Origin of the sequence: Desulfomicrobium apsheronum, assembly GCF_900114115.1 — a bacterium.
Classification (GTDB): Bacteria; Desulfobacterota; Desulfovibrionia; order Desulfovibrionales; family Desulfomicrobiaceae; genus Desulfomicrobium; species Desulfomicrobium apsheronum.
The window spans coordinates 56757-70841 of record NZ_FORX01000009.1 but is presented as its reverse complement, the minus strand read 5'-3'; the positions used below and the strand labels follow the sequence as shown (position 1 = coordinate 70841).

Annotated in this window: 12 protein-coding genes; all 12 read left to right on the top strand. The window is 61.0% G+C overall.

Features of this window, described 5'->3' with window-relative positions; genetic code table 11:
* Nucleotides 1–8 precede the first annotated feature (8 nt).
* The 12 genes from rsmH to ftsA are packed head-to-tail and all read left to right on the top strand — an operon-like array spanning nucleotide 9 to nucleotide 14054.
* A complete protein-coding gene (gene rsmH, locus BMZ40_RS10220; protein ID WP_092374953.1) occupies nucleotides 9–971 on the top strand; it encodes a 16S rRNA (cytosine(1402)-N(4))-methyltransferase RsmH in 963 nt (320 codons plus the stop codon).
* A complete protein-coding gene (locus BMZ40_RS10215) occupies nucleotides 968–1243 on the top strand; it encodes a hypothetical protein (RefSeq protein ID WP_245751082.1) in 276 nt (91 codons plus the stop codon). The genes rsmH and BMZ40_RS10215 overlap by 4 nt, the downstream gene beginning before the upstream one ends.
* A gap of 19 nt (nucleotides 1244–1262) precedes the next feature.
* Nucleotides 1263–3197, top strand: a complete 1935-nt coding sequence (locus BMZ40_RS10210; protein ID WP_245751081.1) for a penicillin-binding transpeptidase domain-containing protein — start codon at nucleotides 1263–1265, stop codon at nucleotides 3195–3197.
* A 2-nt stretch (nucleotides 3198–3199) separates the two neighbouring features.
* Nucleotides 3200–4630: a UDP-N-acetylmuramoyl-L-alanyl-D-glutamate--2,6-diaminopimelate ligase gene (locus BMZ40_RS10205; RefSeq protein WP_092374950.1), complete on the top strand. Its 1431-nt coding sequence runs from the start codon at nucleotides 3200–3202 to the stop codon at nucleotides 4628–4630.
* Nucleotides 4627–5985, top strand: a complete 1359-nt coding sequence (locus BMZ40_RS10200; RefSeq protein WP_092374947.1) for a UDP-N-acetylmuramoyl-tripeptide--D-alanyl-D-alanine ligase — start codon at nucleotides 4627–4629, stop codon at nucleotides 5983–5985. Before BMZ40_RS10205 ends, BMZ40_RS10200 begins: the two co-directional genes overlap by 4 nt.
* Nucleotides 5982–7058 (top strand): phospho-N-acetylmuramoyl-pentapeptide-transferase, encoded by a 1077-nt coding sequence (gene mraY, locus BMZ40_RS10195; RefSeq protein ID WP_092374945.1) that lies wholly within the window; start codon nucleotides 5982–5984, stop codon nucleotides 7056–7058. Before BMZ40_RS10200 ends, mraY begins: the two co-directional genes overlap by 4 nt.
* A gap of 7 nt (nucleotides 7059–7065) precedes the next feature.
* Complete coding sequence (murD, locus tag BMZ40_RS10190; RefSeq protein ID WP_092374943.1) at nucleotides 7066–8358, top strand: UDP-N-acetylmuramoyl-L-alanine--D-glutamate ligase; 1293 nt, start codon at nucleotides 7066–7068, stop codon at nucleotides 8356–8358.
* Nucleotides 8355–9476, top strand: coding sequence for a putative lipid II flippase FtsW (gene ftsW / locus BMZ40_RS10185; RefSeq protein WP_092374941.1), 1122 nt, complete (start codon nucleotides 8355–8357; stop codon nucleotides 9474–9476). Before murD ends, ftsW begins: the two co-directional genes overlap by 4 nt.
* Entirely contained in the window at nucleotides 9473–10564 is a 1092-nt protein-coding gene (gene murG / locus BMZ40_RS10180; protein WP_092374939.1) for an undecaprenyldiphospho-muramoylpentapeptide beta-N-acetylglucosaminyltransferase, read from the top strand. Before ftsW ends, murG begins: the two co-directional genes overlap by 4 nt.
* 2 nt (nucleotides 10565–10566) lie before the next feature.
* Nucleotides 10567–11943, top strand: coding sequence for a UDP-N-acetylmuramate--L-alanine ligase (gene murC, locus BMZ40_RS10175; RefSeq protein WP_092374937.1), 1377 nt, complete (start codon nucleotides 10567–10569; stop codon nucleotides 11941–11943).
* Nucleotides 11940–12785: a cell division protein FtsQ/DivIB gene (locus tag BMZ40_RS10170; protein WP_177193106.1), complete on the top strand. Its 846-nt coding sequence runs from the start codon at nucleotides 11940–11942 to the stop codon at nucleotides 12783–12785. The genes murC and BMZ40_RS10170 overlap by 4 nt, the downstream gene beginning before the upstream one ends.
* A gap of 39 nt (nucleotides 12786–12824) precedes the next feature.
* On the top strand, nucleotides 12825–14054 hold the full coding sequence (gene ftsA / locus BMZ40_RS10165; protein WP_015774769.1) for a cell division protein FtsA: 1230 nt from the start codon (nucleotides 12825–12827) through the stop codon (nucleotides 14052–14054).
* Nucleotides 14055–14085 lie beyond the last annotated feature (31 nt).

The window sequence follows — 14085 nt, the reverse complement described above, 5'->3', positions numbered from 1 at the left end:
GAGGAGCCATGGACGCATATTCCGATCACATTCCGGTCATGCTCGAAGAGGTCATGCATTGGATCGCGCCGAAACCCGGCGGATTCTACATGGACGCGACCCTCGGCCTTGCCGGACATGCTGCCCGGTTGATGGAGATTACCGATGGGCAGGCCCGGCTTTTGGGGCTGGACCGGGACGAACAGGCCCTGGCCAAGGCCGGGGAGAGGCTGGCGAGGTACGGAGAAAACGTGCAGCTGGCCCATACGTCGTTCCAGCATTTTCCCCAGGCCCTGCGGGAAGTCGGCTGGGACGGACTTGATGGCGTGATCGCCGATCTGGGCGTGTCTTCCTTGCAGCTGGACAGTCCCGAACGGGGCTTTTCCTTCCTGCAGGACGGCCCTCTTGACATGCGCATGGATCCTGGTTCAGGCGGTGAGCCCGCATCGGCCATCGTCAACGGGGCCTCTTTCGAACGGCTGCGTCAGCTTCTGTGGGACTACGGCGAAGAGCCCATGGCCGGGCGCATCGCACGGGCCATCGTCAAGATCCGGGAGACTGCCCCGATCGAATCGACTCTTGAACTGGCCCGCATCGTGGCTGCGGCCTATCCGGCCAAACGGCGCGCATTGTCGCGCAATCATCCCGCGACCAAGACCTTCCAGGCCCTGCGGCTGGAAGTGAATCAGGAGTTGCGGGAAATTGAATTTTTTCTGGAGCGCGTCGTCGATTATTTGCGGCCGGGCGCGCGCATCGCGGTCATCTCCTTTCATTCTTTGGAAGATCGCATCGTGAAGAGGGCTTTTCGCAAGGAAAGTTCGGCTTGTCTGTGTCCTCGGGAGTATCCCGTGTGTCAGTGCGGACACACGCAAAAGCTCAGGCTCCCTTTTCGCAAGCCGCTCATTCCCACCGAAGAGGAGATGCGGTCCAACAGCCGCAGTCGCAGCGCCAAGCTGCGCGTGGCGGAGAGGGTTGACGGAGAGGCGCTGTGAGCGAGGGCGGCAAGGGATATTTGAGCATGGGAGTCATGTTCCTGGTGACCATGATTCTCGGATTGGGACTGGTGTGGGTCAATATCGAACGGGTTGATCTGGCTTATGAACTGAAAATACTCGAACGCGAGCTTCAGGAAAAGCAGGATCAGAATTCGAAACTCCAAGTGGAGCTGCATTATCTGCTCGCCCCGGCGACTCTGCGCGATCGGGCTGCAAAAGCGGGGTTGCAGCCTCCAAGGCGGGATCAGATACGTACCATGCAGCAATAGGCAGAACTGGGCATAAAAAGTGACAAAAACCGGAAGCAAGCCACCCAAGGACAGAAGCCGCGGCAAGATAATATTTGCCGGGGTTCTTTTCGCGTTGGCGCTGATGGGACTCTGGGCCCGTGCCTATTTCGTGCAGGTGGTCAAAGGGCCGGAGTACGCGAAGATGGCCAATCGCCAGTACTGGGCCTCGGAGACCGTGTCCGGAAAACGCGGAGAAATTTTTGATCGCAACGGCCTGCTGCTGGCCAAGTCGATCGCGACTCCGTCCGTCTACGTCCGCCCTAACGAGATCAAGGACGTCTGGACCGTTTCGCAGCGTCTCGGCTCCATTCTCGGGATGAGCCCCAAGAGCATCGCCGCCAACATGGGGCCCAAGAAGCGTTTCGTGTGGGTGGCACGCAAGGTCAGCGACGCACAGGCGGAGGCGATCAAGGCCGAGATGCTCCCCGGAGTCTATCTGGAAACCGAGAACTCCCGCCAATACCCGCAGGGGCACATGGCCGGGCAGTTGCTCGGCTTCGTGAACATGGACGGAAACGGCATCGAGGGCCTGGAGAAGAGTTTCAACGACCTGCTCATGCCGTCATCCACCAAGTACACCGTGCAGAAGGATGCGGCCGGGAAAAGGCTGTCATCGCTGGAAAGCGGCGACAGGAGTTCTTTCAACGGCCAGGATCTGCGCCTGACCCTCGACAGCCAGGTACAGCTGGCCACAGAAGAGGCGCTGGCGCGCAGCGTGATCCGGGCCAAGGGCAAATCCGGGATGGCGCTGGTGGTCGAGGTGCCCACGGGCGATATTCTGGCCTGGGGGCATTATCCGTTCTTCAATCCCAACGCGGTCAAGAAGATCCGTGGGGAGTGGAAGAACCGCATGGCCGTGGATATTTTCGAGCCGGGCTCGACCATGAAGCCCATCATGGTCGCGGCGGCATTGCAGGAGAAGGTCTGCACTCCGGGCAAGGAGTATTACTGCGAAAACGGGAAGTGGAGCGTCAAGGGACGCCGCGTCAAGGACACGCACAAGTACGAGAACCTGACCGTAAGCAAGATCATCCGCTATTCGAGCAATATCGGCGCGGCCAAGATCGGTCTTGAGCTCGGCGCCGCCAAGCTGAATCGCTATATGCAGGAACTCGGCTTCGGACGCCGGACCGGCCTGCCCCTGCCCGGAGAATCGGCGGGCCTGCTCAATCCGGTCAGCCAATGGAAGGATGTCGAGCTGGCCAATATTTCTTTTGGGCAGGGCCTGGCCGTGACCATGCTGCAACTGGCCGATGCCTATCTGTGCATCGCCAACGACGGGGTCCGGCTGCCTTTGCGCCTCTTGCACGCGGCCGACACGCCAGTGCAAGGCACCCGTGTCTTTGACTCGAATGTGGCTGGAATGGTCATGGCCATGATGGAAGAGGTGGTGCAGGAGGACGGCACCGGCACCCAGGCGCGAATAGAAGGCGTGCGGGTCGCGGGCAAGACCGGGACGGCCCAGAAGGCGAGTCCGACCGGCGGTTACGGAGGGGACTATGTCGCGTCATTCGTGGCCATCTTTCCGGCCGACAAGCCCCGCTATCTGGTCTGCATGATGGTCGATGAGCCAAAGGCGGGGCATTACGGCGGCGTGTTGGTTGCCCCCGAGGTACGCAACATCGGGGTCCAGCTGCTCAACTCCTCGGGCATGCTGGCCGAACCGGTGGATGCGATGCAGATGGCGAAGGTTTCGCCGGACCGGTTTTCGGCCCCGGTGAAGCGAACGGAACTCATCAGCGTTGATGGGGAATTCATGCCGGACCTGCAGGGCGCGACAGTGCGCGAGGCGCTTGAGATACTTGTGGCGCGAGGGATCGTGCCTTCGGTCAAGGGCCAGGGTATTATCGTGGAAAAGCAAAAACCGCTCCCCGGCGAGAAGTGGCCGGCGGACAATAAATGTCAGCTCTGGCTGACTGGGCAACCGGGTTAGGAATGAACCAGATGAACCTTGAGACCGTACTGGAAATGCTTCGTGGCGGAACCGGGCTGCGCACCCACTCGGGTGCGGTGACGCCTGGTGACGTTTTCGTGGCGCTTTCCGGAACACGGGTCGACGGTGCGCGGTTCATCGACGACGCGGTGGCTCGCGGCGCGCGAGTCGTGGTGCATGGCGAAGGCGTCGATGTTCCCCGCCATGAAGGCGTCTCCTGTCTGGCGGTACAGAGCCCCGCGCAGACTCTCGGAGTGCTGGCCCGCGCGGCGTTCGGAACACAGTCGAACCTGCCGAGGATCATCGGCGTGACCGGAACCAACGGCAAGACGACCACCGCGCATCTTATCCATTTTCTGCTGAGCCGCAACGGCATGGCCACAGGGCTCGTCGGCACCGTGCATTGCTCCTGGCCCGGCGTCCAGGTCCCGGCGACCATGACCACGCCGGATTGCTTGAGCCTGCACGAGATCATCGGACGCATGGTTCGCGACGGTGTCGACAATCTTGTCATGGAAGTTTCCTCCCATGCCCTGGATCAGGAACGCATCGCCGGACTGCCCATGGAAGTGGGCGTGTTCAGCAATTTGACTCAGGATCACCTGGACTACCACGGAGACATGCAGCGCTACTTTGAAGCCAAGGCGCGCCTGTTTCTGGATGGCCCGGCGCGTTGCGCCAAGGGGCTCGTCAATGTCGACGACGAGTATGGGCAGCGTCTGAAAGCGATGCGTCCCGATCTGCTCGGATTCGGACTCGACTCCGAGGACGCCGAACTGCGATGCCGGATTCTTGTCGCCGGACCTGGGGGCATGACCCTTGGCCTGAGTCATGACGGGCATACCTGGGAGCTGCGCACGGGTCTGGTGGGTCGTCACAACGCCTATAACCTGCTCTCGGCCGTGGGTACGGGGCTGTTGCTCGGCCTGACTCCGGCGCAGTGCGATTGCCTGAGCCAGGCTCCGGGCGCTCCCGGCCGCCTGGAACGGGTGCCCAATGAGCGAGGGCTGGATATTTTCATTGATTACGCGCACACCCCCGACGCGCTTGAAAAAGTTTCGGTGGCGCTCAAATCCATGGGTTTCAAGCGCCTGCTCACGGTGTTCGGTTGCGGCGGGGACCGTGACGCGAGCAAACGGCCGCTCATGGGCGAGGCCGTGGCCCGCCATGCCGATGTGGCCGTGGTCACTTCGGACAACCCTCGCACCGAAGATCCGGATTCCATCATCGACCAGATCGAGCCGGGTCTTGCAAACGCGCGCCTGGTCCTGCGCGAGACCGACCGGCGCAAGGCCATAGCGCTGGCCCTGGAGGCCATGGAGCCGGGCGACGCGTTGCTCATCGCGGGCAAGGGCCATGAGGACTATCAGATCATAGGTACGCAAAAGCGTCATTTTTCGGACTTCGAGGTCGTGCGGGAGTGCCTGTCATGAACATGACCTTGCAGCAGATCGCCTCCGCCATGGCCGCGAGCATCGAGCAGGGTCACGACCAGTCTGTGAGCCGGGTGAGCATCGACAGCCGGGCCGTGCGCAAGGGTGACCTCTTTTTCTGTATCGTCGGGCAGAAGCTCGACGGACATGAATTCGCGCGACAGGCCGTGGCGAACGGCGCCTGCGCCGTGGTGGCCAGCGCGCCTCTTGATCTGGATGTTCCGGTGCTGCTGGTGCGGGACACGACTTCGGCGCTGGGCCGACTGGCTCGGGTCTGGCGCGAGGGGACCCGCGCCAGGGTCATCGGCGTCAGCGGGTCGGCGGGCAAGACCACGGTCAAGGAGATGCTGGCACAGGTACTGTCAGCCGCAGGGCGCACCGCCAAGAATTTTCGCAATCTGAACAATCAGATCGGTCTGCCCCTGTCCATTCTGGAGATGGACGGAGACGAGGATTTCTGGGTCCTGGAACTTGGCATCAGCCAGCCCGGCGACATGGACGAGCTTGGCTATATCCTGGCCCCGGACGCGGCGCTCCTGGTCAACATCGGCGCCTGCCATCTGGAAGGGCTCGGCAGTCTGTCCGGAGTGGCGGAGCAGAAATCCATTTTGCTCGATCATGTCCGCAAGGGCGGTTTCGCCTGCGTCAACGCCGACTATCCCGAGCTTTTGCAGCAGAGCGCCAGACGTGATCCGAAGCTGGTGACCTTTTCCGGAGCCGGAGCGCGGGCCGACTATTCGTGCCTGCGCCAGGAGAACGTCGAGGGCTCCATTTCCTACACCCTGCTCGTCAAGGGTAAAGAGCTGCGCTGCAAGGTGTCGCACAACGTGCATATCGCCGAGAATCTGGCCGCGGTGGTGGCCATGGCCATGGAACTGGGCCTGGGCATGGCGGCCATCGAATCCGCCCTGGCGGAATACAGCCCGGTGATCCAGCGATTCGTGCAGAGCCGTGTCGGAACATGGCTTTTCATCGACGACACCTACAACGCCAATCCCGTGTCCATGGCGCGCTCCATCCGCGAGGCCGGGCGTCTTGGCGAAGGCAAGCGGCTGGTGCTGGTTCTTGGCGACATGCTCGAACTGGGCGCGGACAGTTCCCGGGCTCATCGCGAACTGGGCGAATTGATCGCGGGCATGGGCGCGTCGCACTGCTTTTTTCAGGGGAATCACGCACAGGACGTGGAGGCCGGGCTCGGCGGATTCACAGGTGTTTTCAAGAAAGTGTCCGGGGCTGAAGATGTTTTGCAAGCTTTGAACGCAGTGCGCTGCGAGCAGGGCGTGATGCTCTTCAAGGGGTCGCGGGGATGTAAAATGGAGCAGTATTATTCTGCGCTGGAAAGGAGCTGGGCATGATTTATCATCTGCTGTACCCCCTTAGCGATCAAGTCAGTATGCTGAATGTATTTCGCTACATCACGTTCAGGTCCATATATGCCATGCTGACAGCGCTTATCCTGTCGATAATCATCGGTCCGATTTTTATCAGATGGCTTCGCAAGCTTAAATTTGGCCAATATATAAAAGAGTGCGGTCCGGATCATCAGGCAAAGAGCGGAACTCCGACCATGGGCGGCCTGCTGTTCGGATTCTGCATGCTGTTCAGTGTCTTTTTGTGGAGCGATCTGAGCAACAAGTACATATGGTTGACCGTGATGGTTTTCCTTGGGTTTGGGGCGGTCGGATTTGTCGACGACTACATAAAAGTCGTGCGCAGGCACAACGACGGGCTCTCCCCCAGGATCAAGCTCCTGGGGCAGCTGATCGTCAGTGTCGGCGCGGTCTCCTTGCTGGTCTCGTTTCCGGAGTATTCGACCAAGCTCATGGTGCCGTTCTTCAAGAATTTCAACCCGGATCTGACCTGGCTTTACGTTCCGTTCGGTCTTTTCGTCATGATCGGGGCCTCCAACGGAGTGAACCTGACCGACGGACTTGACGGTCTGGCCATCGGCCCGGCCGTGGTTTCGGCCGGATGCTTCGCCCTCTTCGTCTATGTTGCCGGACATGTGAATCTCGCCAACTACCTGCAAGTTTCCTACATCGCGGGGGTCGGCGAAGTCACGGTGATCTGCGGGGCCATGGTCGGGGCGGGCCTTGGGTTTTTGTGGTTCAACGCCTTTCCGGCCCAGGTCTTCATGGGCGACGTAGGCAGCCTGAGCATCGGGGGCACGCTGGGTTTCATCGCCATCCTGTGCAAACAGGAACTGCTGCTGGTCATCGTGGGCGGCCTCTTCGTGGTCGAGACCCTGTCGGTGATCCTGCAGGTCGGATATTTCAAGGTCAGCGGCGGGAAGCGCATCTTTCGCATGGCCCCTCTGCATCATCATTTCGAGAAGAAAGGCATTCACGAGTCGAAAATCATCATCCGTTTCTGGATTCTGTCGCTTCTTTTGGCGGTCATGGCTCTGGGAACACTGAAGTTGAGGTAGGAAGGGCATGCGCGAATTCATCCATGAAGATCAGCTTCGCGGTCACATCGCGATCGTGCTGGGGGCGGGAGCCTCGGGTATCGCGGCGGCGCGTCTTCTGGTGAAGATGGGCGCGTCGGTGCGCGTGCTGGAGAAGAACGAAGCCAGTGCCGCCAAGGTCCCCGCCGATCTGGGCTTCACGGTCTGCGCGGGCGAGCACGAGCCAGAGCATTTCGCGGGCGCCAACCTGATCGTGCTCAGCCCGGGCATAGCCCGCTCGAAAGTCGCGCACCTTCTGCCTGCGGGCGTGCAGGTGGTTTCCGAACTGGAACTGGCGAGCTGGTTTGTGTCCGAACCCATCATAGCGGTGACTGGAACCAACGGCAAAACCACCACCACGACCCTCATCGGCCGCATTCTCGAAGCCAACGGCAAGAAGGTCTTCACCGGCGGCAATATCGGCACGCCCCTGTGTGAATATCTGCTGGGAGGCGAGCAGGCCGACATCCTGGTGCTCGAAGTGTCGAGCTTTCAGTTGCAGAACTCCCCGTCCTTTCATCCCCGGGTGGGCGTGCTGCTCAATTTTTCGGCCAACCACCTCGATTACCACGAGACCATGGAAGAGTATTTGAGCGCAAAGCTCTCCATGTTCGGGCACATGGATGCATCGGATTTGGCCGTGGTGCCGTTGTCCATGAAGGATGAGCTTGAGAGACGAAATTTCACCCAGGGTCGCAGGGTCTATTTCGTGGCCAGCCCACGCTTTGAATGCCCGGGGCTGCCCGGTGAGCACAATCGGGAAAACATGGAGGCGGCCTATCTGGCGTGCCGCTATTTCGGGCTTTCCGAGGAGGATGTGCAGCGCGGGATCGACGGTTTTGCCACCCTGCCGCATCGCATTGAGGCGGTCGCGGAGCACAAGGGCATCGTTTTTATCGATGATTCCAAGTCCACGACCATTGACTCCATGATCGCGGCACTCAAAAGCCAGGACCGCCCCGTGCGTCTTTTGGCCGGAGGCGTGTTCAAGGGCGGTGATCTCTGTGCGGTGGTGCCGATTCTGCGCGAGAAGGTTCGCGGCGTGTATCTGTTCGGGCAGTCGCGGGAAATTTTCGAAGCGGCCTGGAGCGGTTGCGGCAAGGAAATCAGTTGGGACGCAACGCTGGAAGAGGCCTTGTTCAGGGCCGCCGCCGACGCCCGAAGCGGAGAATGCGTGCTTCTGTCGCCGGCCACGGCCAGTTTTGACCTCTTCGCCAACTACAAGGAGCGGGGCAAGGCTTTCCAGCGCGCTGTCAGGGAATGGGTGGAGGGCGCATCATGAAGATCACCCAGCGCGAAGCGGCCCGCCAGCTCATGAGCTTTGACGTCATCTTGCTGGGCGCGGTCATCTGTCTGGCTTCCCTCGGGCTTATCATGGTTCTGAGCGCAAGCGGCATCATGGCCGAGAAGGTTTATGGCGACAAATACGCCCTGTTCTGGAAGCAGGTGCTGTTCATGGTCGCCGGAGGCGTCGTGCTGACGGTGGCGGCCCGCTCGAACATCGAATTTTTCTATCGTCACACCTATCTCTGGATTTTGCTGGCGGCCGGACTTCTGCTGCTGACCGTTTTTTCGCCGCTCGCCACCACTGCCGGCGGGGCAAGTCGCTGGTTGCGGATCGGGCCGTTCTCCATCCAGCCGCTGGAGGCTGCCAAGATCGCGTTGGTTTTCTACCTGTCCTACTTTTTCGCCAACAAACAGGACCTGGTCAAAACCTTCAGCGTGGGCTTTCTCCCACCGATCATGGTGACAGGGAGTCTGTGTTTCCTGCTGCTCCTGCAACCTGATTTCGGTGGCGCGGTATTTCTGGCGGGCCTGCTTTTCCTGATGTGCCTGGTCGGTGGAACGCGGATCATTTTCCTGGGATCGGCCATTGTTCTGGCCCTGGTCTCGGCGGCGCTGCTGGTGGTCAATTCCCCATATCGTTTTCGCCGGGTCTTCTCGTTCCTGGATCCGTTCCAGGATGCCCAGAACACGGGATACCAGCTGGTGCAGTCTCTTTACGGTCTGGGTTCGGGCGGATGGTTCGGCCAGGGACTGGGCGAGGGAAAGCAGAAGCTTTTCTTTCTGCCCGAAGCGCACAACGACTTCATCATGTCCGTGCTCGGTGAAGAACTGGGTTTTGTCGGGGTGTCGCTGATCATCATCCTGCTCGGTGTGGTCTTGTGGCGGACCCTTGCGATCAGCATCCGCCAGGCAACCATGCATGACCGCATCACCGCCTTCGGCATGGGAGCGATCGTGATCGTCGGCGGCATTCTGAACATGGGCGTGGTTCTGGGTGCAATTCCCCCAAAGGGCGTGCCCATGCCCTTTTTGAGCTATGGCGGCAGCCATCTGCTGTCCGGATTTTTCTGCACCGGAGTGCTGCTCAACCTGTCACGCAAGGTCAAGGCATGAAACGTTTGATTCTGACCACAGGCGGCACCGGAGGCCACATTTTCCCGGCACTGGCCGTGGCGGAGTCCGTGCGCGCCTCTGTGCCTGACTGCGAGATCCTGTTCGTGGGCTCGGAACGTGGCCCCGAAGGGGAATGGGCACGCAAGTCCGGATTGCCTTTTGTGGCCCTGCCGGCCCAGGGCGTTCTGGGACGAGGCATCAAGAGCGCGGCCACGGCCTTGTGGCTGGGCCGCAGCCTGCTCAAGTCCTGGCGGCTTCTGCGTGAGTTCAAGCCCGACGTGGTGCTGGGCCTTGGCGGCTACGCGGGATTTTCCTGTCCCCTGGCGGCAAGCCTGATGGGCATCCCCTCGGCCATTCACGAGCAGAACAGCGTGCCCGGGGTGACCAACCGCGTTCTGGCGCGGCGCGTGGACCGCGTGCTGGTCAGCTTCGCGGACATGGAAGGTCCGGTCTTCGGCGGCCCAAAAGCGGTCGTCACCGGCAATCCCGTCCGCGCCGAAATCCGCGCCTTGCGTGAGGAGCGGCGCATGCCGGGGCGCAACATTTTGATTGTGGGCGGCAGCCAGGGCGCCTCCGCCCTGAACGGCTTCGTGGTGCGGGAACTCGACCGGCTCAAAGCCCTGGGGCTCGGCATCTGGCATCAGACGGGAAAAGACGAATTCGAGGCCATCCGCGAGGTTTACGCCCAAAAATATCCCGCCGCGCGCGTGGAGCCTTTCATCAGCGATATGCACGAGGCCTACCGTTTTGCCGATTTGGTGATCTGTCGGGCCGGGGCCACGACCATCGCGGAACTTACTGTGGCAGGGAAGCCGAGCATTCTGGTGCCCTTTCCCTACGCAACCCACGACCACCAGCTACGGAACGCGCGTTCGCTGGAAAAGGTCGGAGCGGCGCTGGTCATTCAGCAACGTCAGCTGGATGAGTTGAATTTGTCTTCTGTGGTGGGCGATCTTTTTCAAATGCCGGAGAATCTGGCCAGAATGGCACGGGCGGTCCGCGATGCGGGCATCCCCGACGCCGGAGACAGGGTCGTGGCGCAATTACAGGATTTGGCGTCGAGCAAAACACGGCGCGTAAGACGGTGAACATGAAGTCGAAAATAAGAAAAATACACATGGTAGGCATCGGCGGCGCAGGCATGAGCGGCATTGCCGAGGTGCTGCTGACCCTTGGCTACGAAGTGTCGGGTTCGGACTTGGTCAAGGGGCCGGTGGCGTTGCGCCTTGAGTCTCTCGGGGCCACGATTCATGCCGGTCACGAAAGGAAGAACGTCCGCGATGCCCAGGTCGTGGTCCGCTCCACTGCCGTGCGCGACGACAATCCCGAGCTTGAGGAAGCTCGCGCCCATGGCGTGCCCATCATCCCGCGCGCTGAAATGCTGGCCGAGCTGATGCGTCTCAAGGTCGGCGTGGCGGTGGCCGGGACCCACGGGAAAACCACGACCACGTCGCTCCTGGCCACGATCTTCATGGAAGCCCATCTTGATCCCACGGTCATCATCGGTGGCCGCCTGAACGCCTACGGTTCCAACGCCATGCTTGGCCAGGGACGCTATCTCATCGCCGAAGCCGACGAGTCTGACGGGTCGTTTTTGTGCCTTTTGCCGAGAATATCCATCGTCACCAACGTCGATGCGGATCATCTGGATTACTACAAGGACCTGGACGAAATCCGGGACAGCTTTGTCGAATTCATGAACAGCGTGCCGTTTTACGGACTGAACGTGGTCTGCGGTGACGACAAGGGCGTGCAGTCCATTCTGCCCAGGGTCCGTCGTCCGGTCATGACCTACGGATTCGGTGAAGGAAACGATCTGCGCGCCGAGATCATAAGCTGCGAGGCGGGATCGCGATTCAACGTCTATCGCCACGGGGAATTCTGGGGCGAGGTGTCGCTGACCCATCCCGGTCGGCACAATGTCCTGAATGCCTTGGCCGCCATCGGCGTGGCCATGGAGGCCGAGGTTCCGAGGGCGGACATCATCCACGGTCTTGGAGCCTTTGCCGGAGTCGGGCGCCGCTTTGAACACAAGGGCGAGCGGAACGGAGTGCTCGTGGTCGACGATTATGGCCACCATCCGACGGAGATCGCCGCCACCCTCGAAACCGCACGGCTGTGCTATCCGCACAAACGCCTGGTGGTGGCCTTCCAGCCACACAGGTTCAGCAGGACGCAGGCCCTGTTCGGCGAGTTTTCAAAGGTGTTCGCGGGGGTTGATCAGTTGCTGCTGACGGAGATCTATCCGGCCAGCGAATCCCCCATCCCCGGCGTCAGCGGGCAGAGTCTGGCTCAGGCCATCCGGCAGGTGACCAGCACACCGGTGCGATTTTTCGAGGATTTCGGGTCCATGCAGGCCGCTCTTGGCGAGATTCTGCACGAAGGGGATCTGTTTTTGACGCTGGGCGCTGGCAGCATCTGGACCGTCGGGCAGGGATATCTGGACGATGGGGCGGGGAATCCGTGAGCACGGCGGTTCTGGGCAAGAAGATTCGCCGGAACGTACCCCGGCGCAAGGAACGAAAGCAGTCCGTGGACAAGGGCGCGGTGCTCGGCGGACTCCTTCTTGGCCTGGGACGCACGGTTTTCGTTCTGACACGCTGGACCCTGGGCGTTGCCGCGGTTGTCGTGGTCAGTTTCGGGATTCTGTTCGCTTACAGGTGGGTCACGGCCCATGAGTTTTTTGCCCTTACCAGTCTGCGGATCGAAGGCTCTCAGCGGCTCGGGCGAGAGGAGATCGCGGAGATGGGCGGGGTTAGCACGGGATCGAATGTCTTGAGCATCAACATCGCGGAGGTGCAGCGCCGCATCGCCGCCAGCGAATGGGTGGAAAGCGTGGCCGTGACCAGGGTTCTGCCCGACGGCCTGATCATCGAGGTGAAGGAACGAGAACCCGCCTTCCTGACGCGCCGTGACGAGCAGCTCTACTACGCGGACATCAACGGGCAGACCATAGCGCCCGTGAGCGTGGACAAGTTCATATCGCTCCCGATTCTGGAGACGGAAGAGGGCGTGCAGGTCGGAAGCGGGATCAGGACGCTGCTGGACGAGGTCGCAAGGAACTCTCTGCCTTTCGGCATGAGCCAGATAGCCTGGCTGCGGCAGGACAGCGCGGATCAGTTCAGCATATTTTTGGAAAAGCCGCGGGTGCTCGTGCAGTTGGATGGCGCGGATCTCAATTCCGCGCTGGCAAGCCTGACCAAGGTCTGGGCTGATTTGGGGCGCCGGGGCGAACTGGATCGCACCGAATTTATGTTTGTCATGCCCGGTCGGGCATGGATCAGGCTACATGCCGATCAAACACTCTAGGGAACGCATGCCGGCCAGAGCCGGGAGATGAGGGGAAGTATGGCCAAGTCTGAATTGATCGTCGGTCTGGACATCGGAACGACCAAGATATGTACCGTCGTGGGCGAGGTGGGTACGGATTCGCTGGTGGATATCATCGGCATCGGGACCAGCCCTTCCACCGGCTTGCGCAAGGGCGTGGTCGTCAACATCGAACAGACCGTGCAGTCCATCAAGAAAGCCCTCGAAGAAGCCGAGCTCATGGCCGGTTGCGAGATCAGGGCCGTTTACGCAGGGATCGCGGGCAGCCACATCAAGGGCTTCAACAGCCATGGCGTGATCGCCGTCAAGGGCGGCGAAGTGACCGCCCGCGACATCGAGCGGGTCATCGACGCGGCCAAGGCCGTGGCCATCCCGCTCGATAGGGAAGTCATCCATATTTTGCCTCAGGAGTACATCGTCGACGACCAGACCGGCATCGCCGATCCTCTGGGCATGGCCGGGGTGCGCCTTGAGGTGAAGGTGCACATCGTCACCGGAGCGGTGACCAGCGCCCAGAACATCGTCAAGAGCTGTCACAAGTCGGGGCTCGACGTCGAAGACATCGTGCTTGAGGCTTTTGCCTCGTCCAAGGCCGTGCTGACCGACGAGGAGCGCGAGATCGGCGTCGCGCTGGTGGATATCGGGGGCGGAACCTCGGATATCGCGATTTTTCACGGCAACTCCATCAAGCACACCGGGGTCATCGCCCTTGGCGGGACCAACCTGACCAATGACATCGCCTTTGGCCTGCGCACGCCGACCCAGGCCGCCGAAAAGATCAAGATCAAGTACGGCTGCGCATTGGCGGAGCTGGTCAAGAAGGATGAGATCATCGAAGTGCCGAGCGTTGGTGGCCGGGAGCCGCGCAAGCTGACCAGGCAGGTCCTGGCGGAGATCTGTGAGCCGCGCATGGAGGAATTGCTTGCATTGGTGGACCAGGAGCTGATCCGCTCCGGGTACAAGAAACTTATAGGCGCGGGAGTGGTGCTGACTGGCGGCGCGTCGCGTATCGAAGGGATTCAGGAACTGGCGGAGCAGGTCTTCAACCTGCCGACCAGGACGGGTTCGCCTGCCGGAGTGGGCGGACTCAAGGATGTGGTGGACAGCCCTACCTATGCCACGGCGGTGGGACTGCTTCTCTATGGCGCGGAAAAGCATGGGCGGGACAGTAAGATCCGCATCCGCGACAAGAACATTTTTCACTCCATCCTGGCGCGGATGAAGAAATGGTTCGTGGATATCAGCTGATGGGTTTCAGGGAAAAACGGAGAACGGGAAC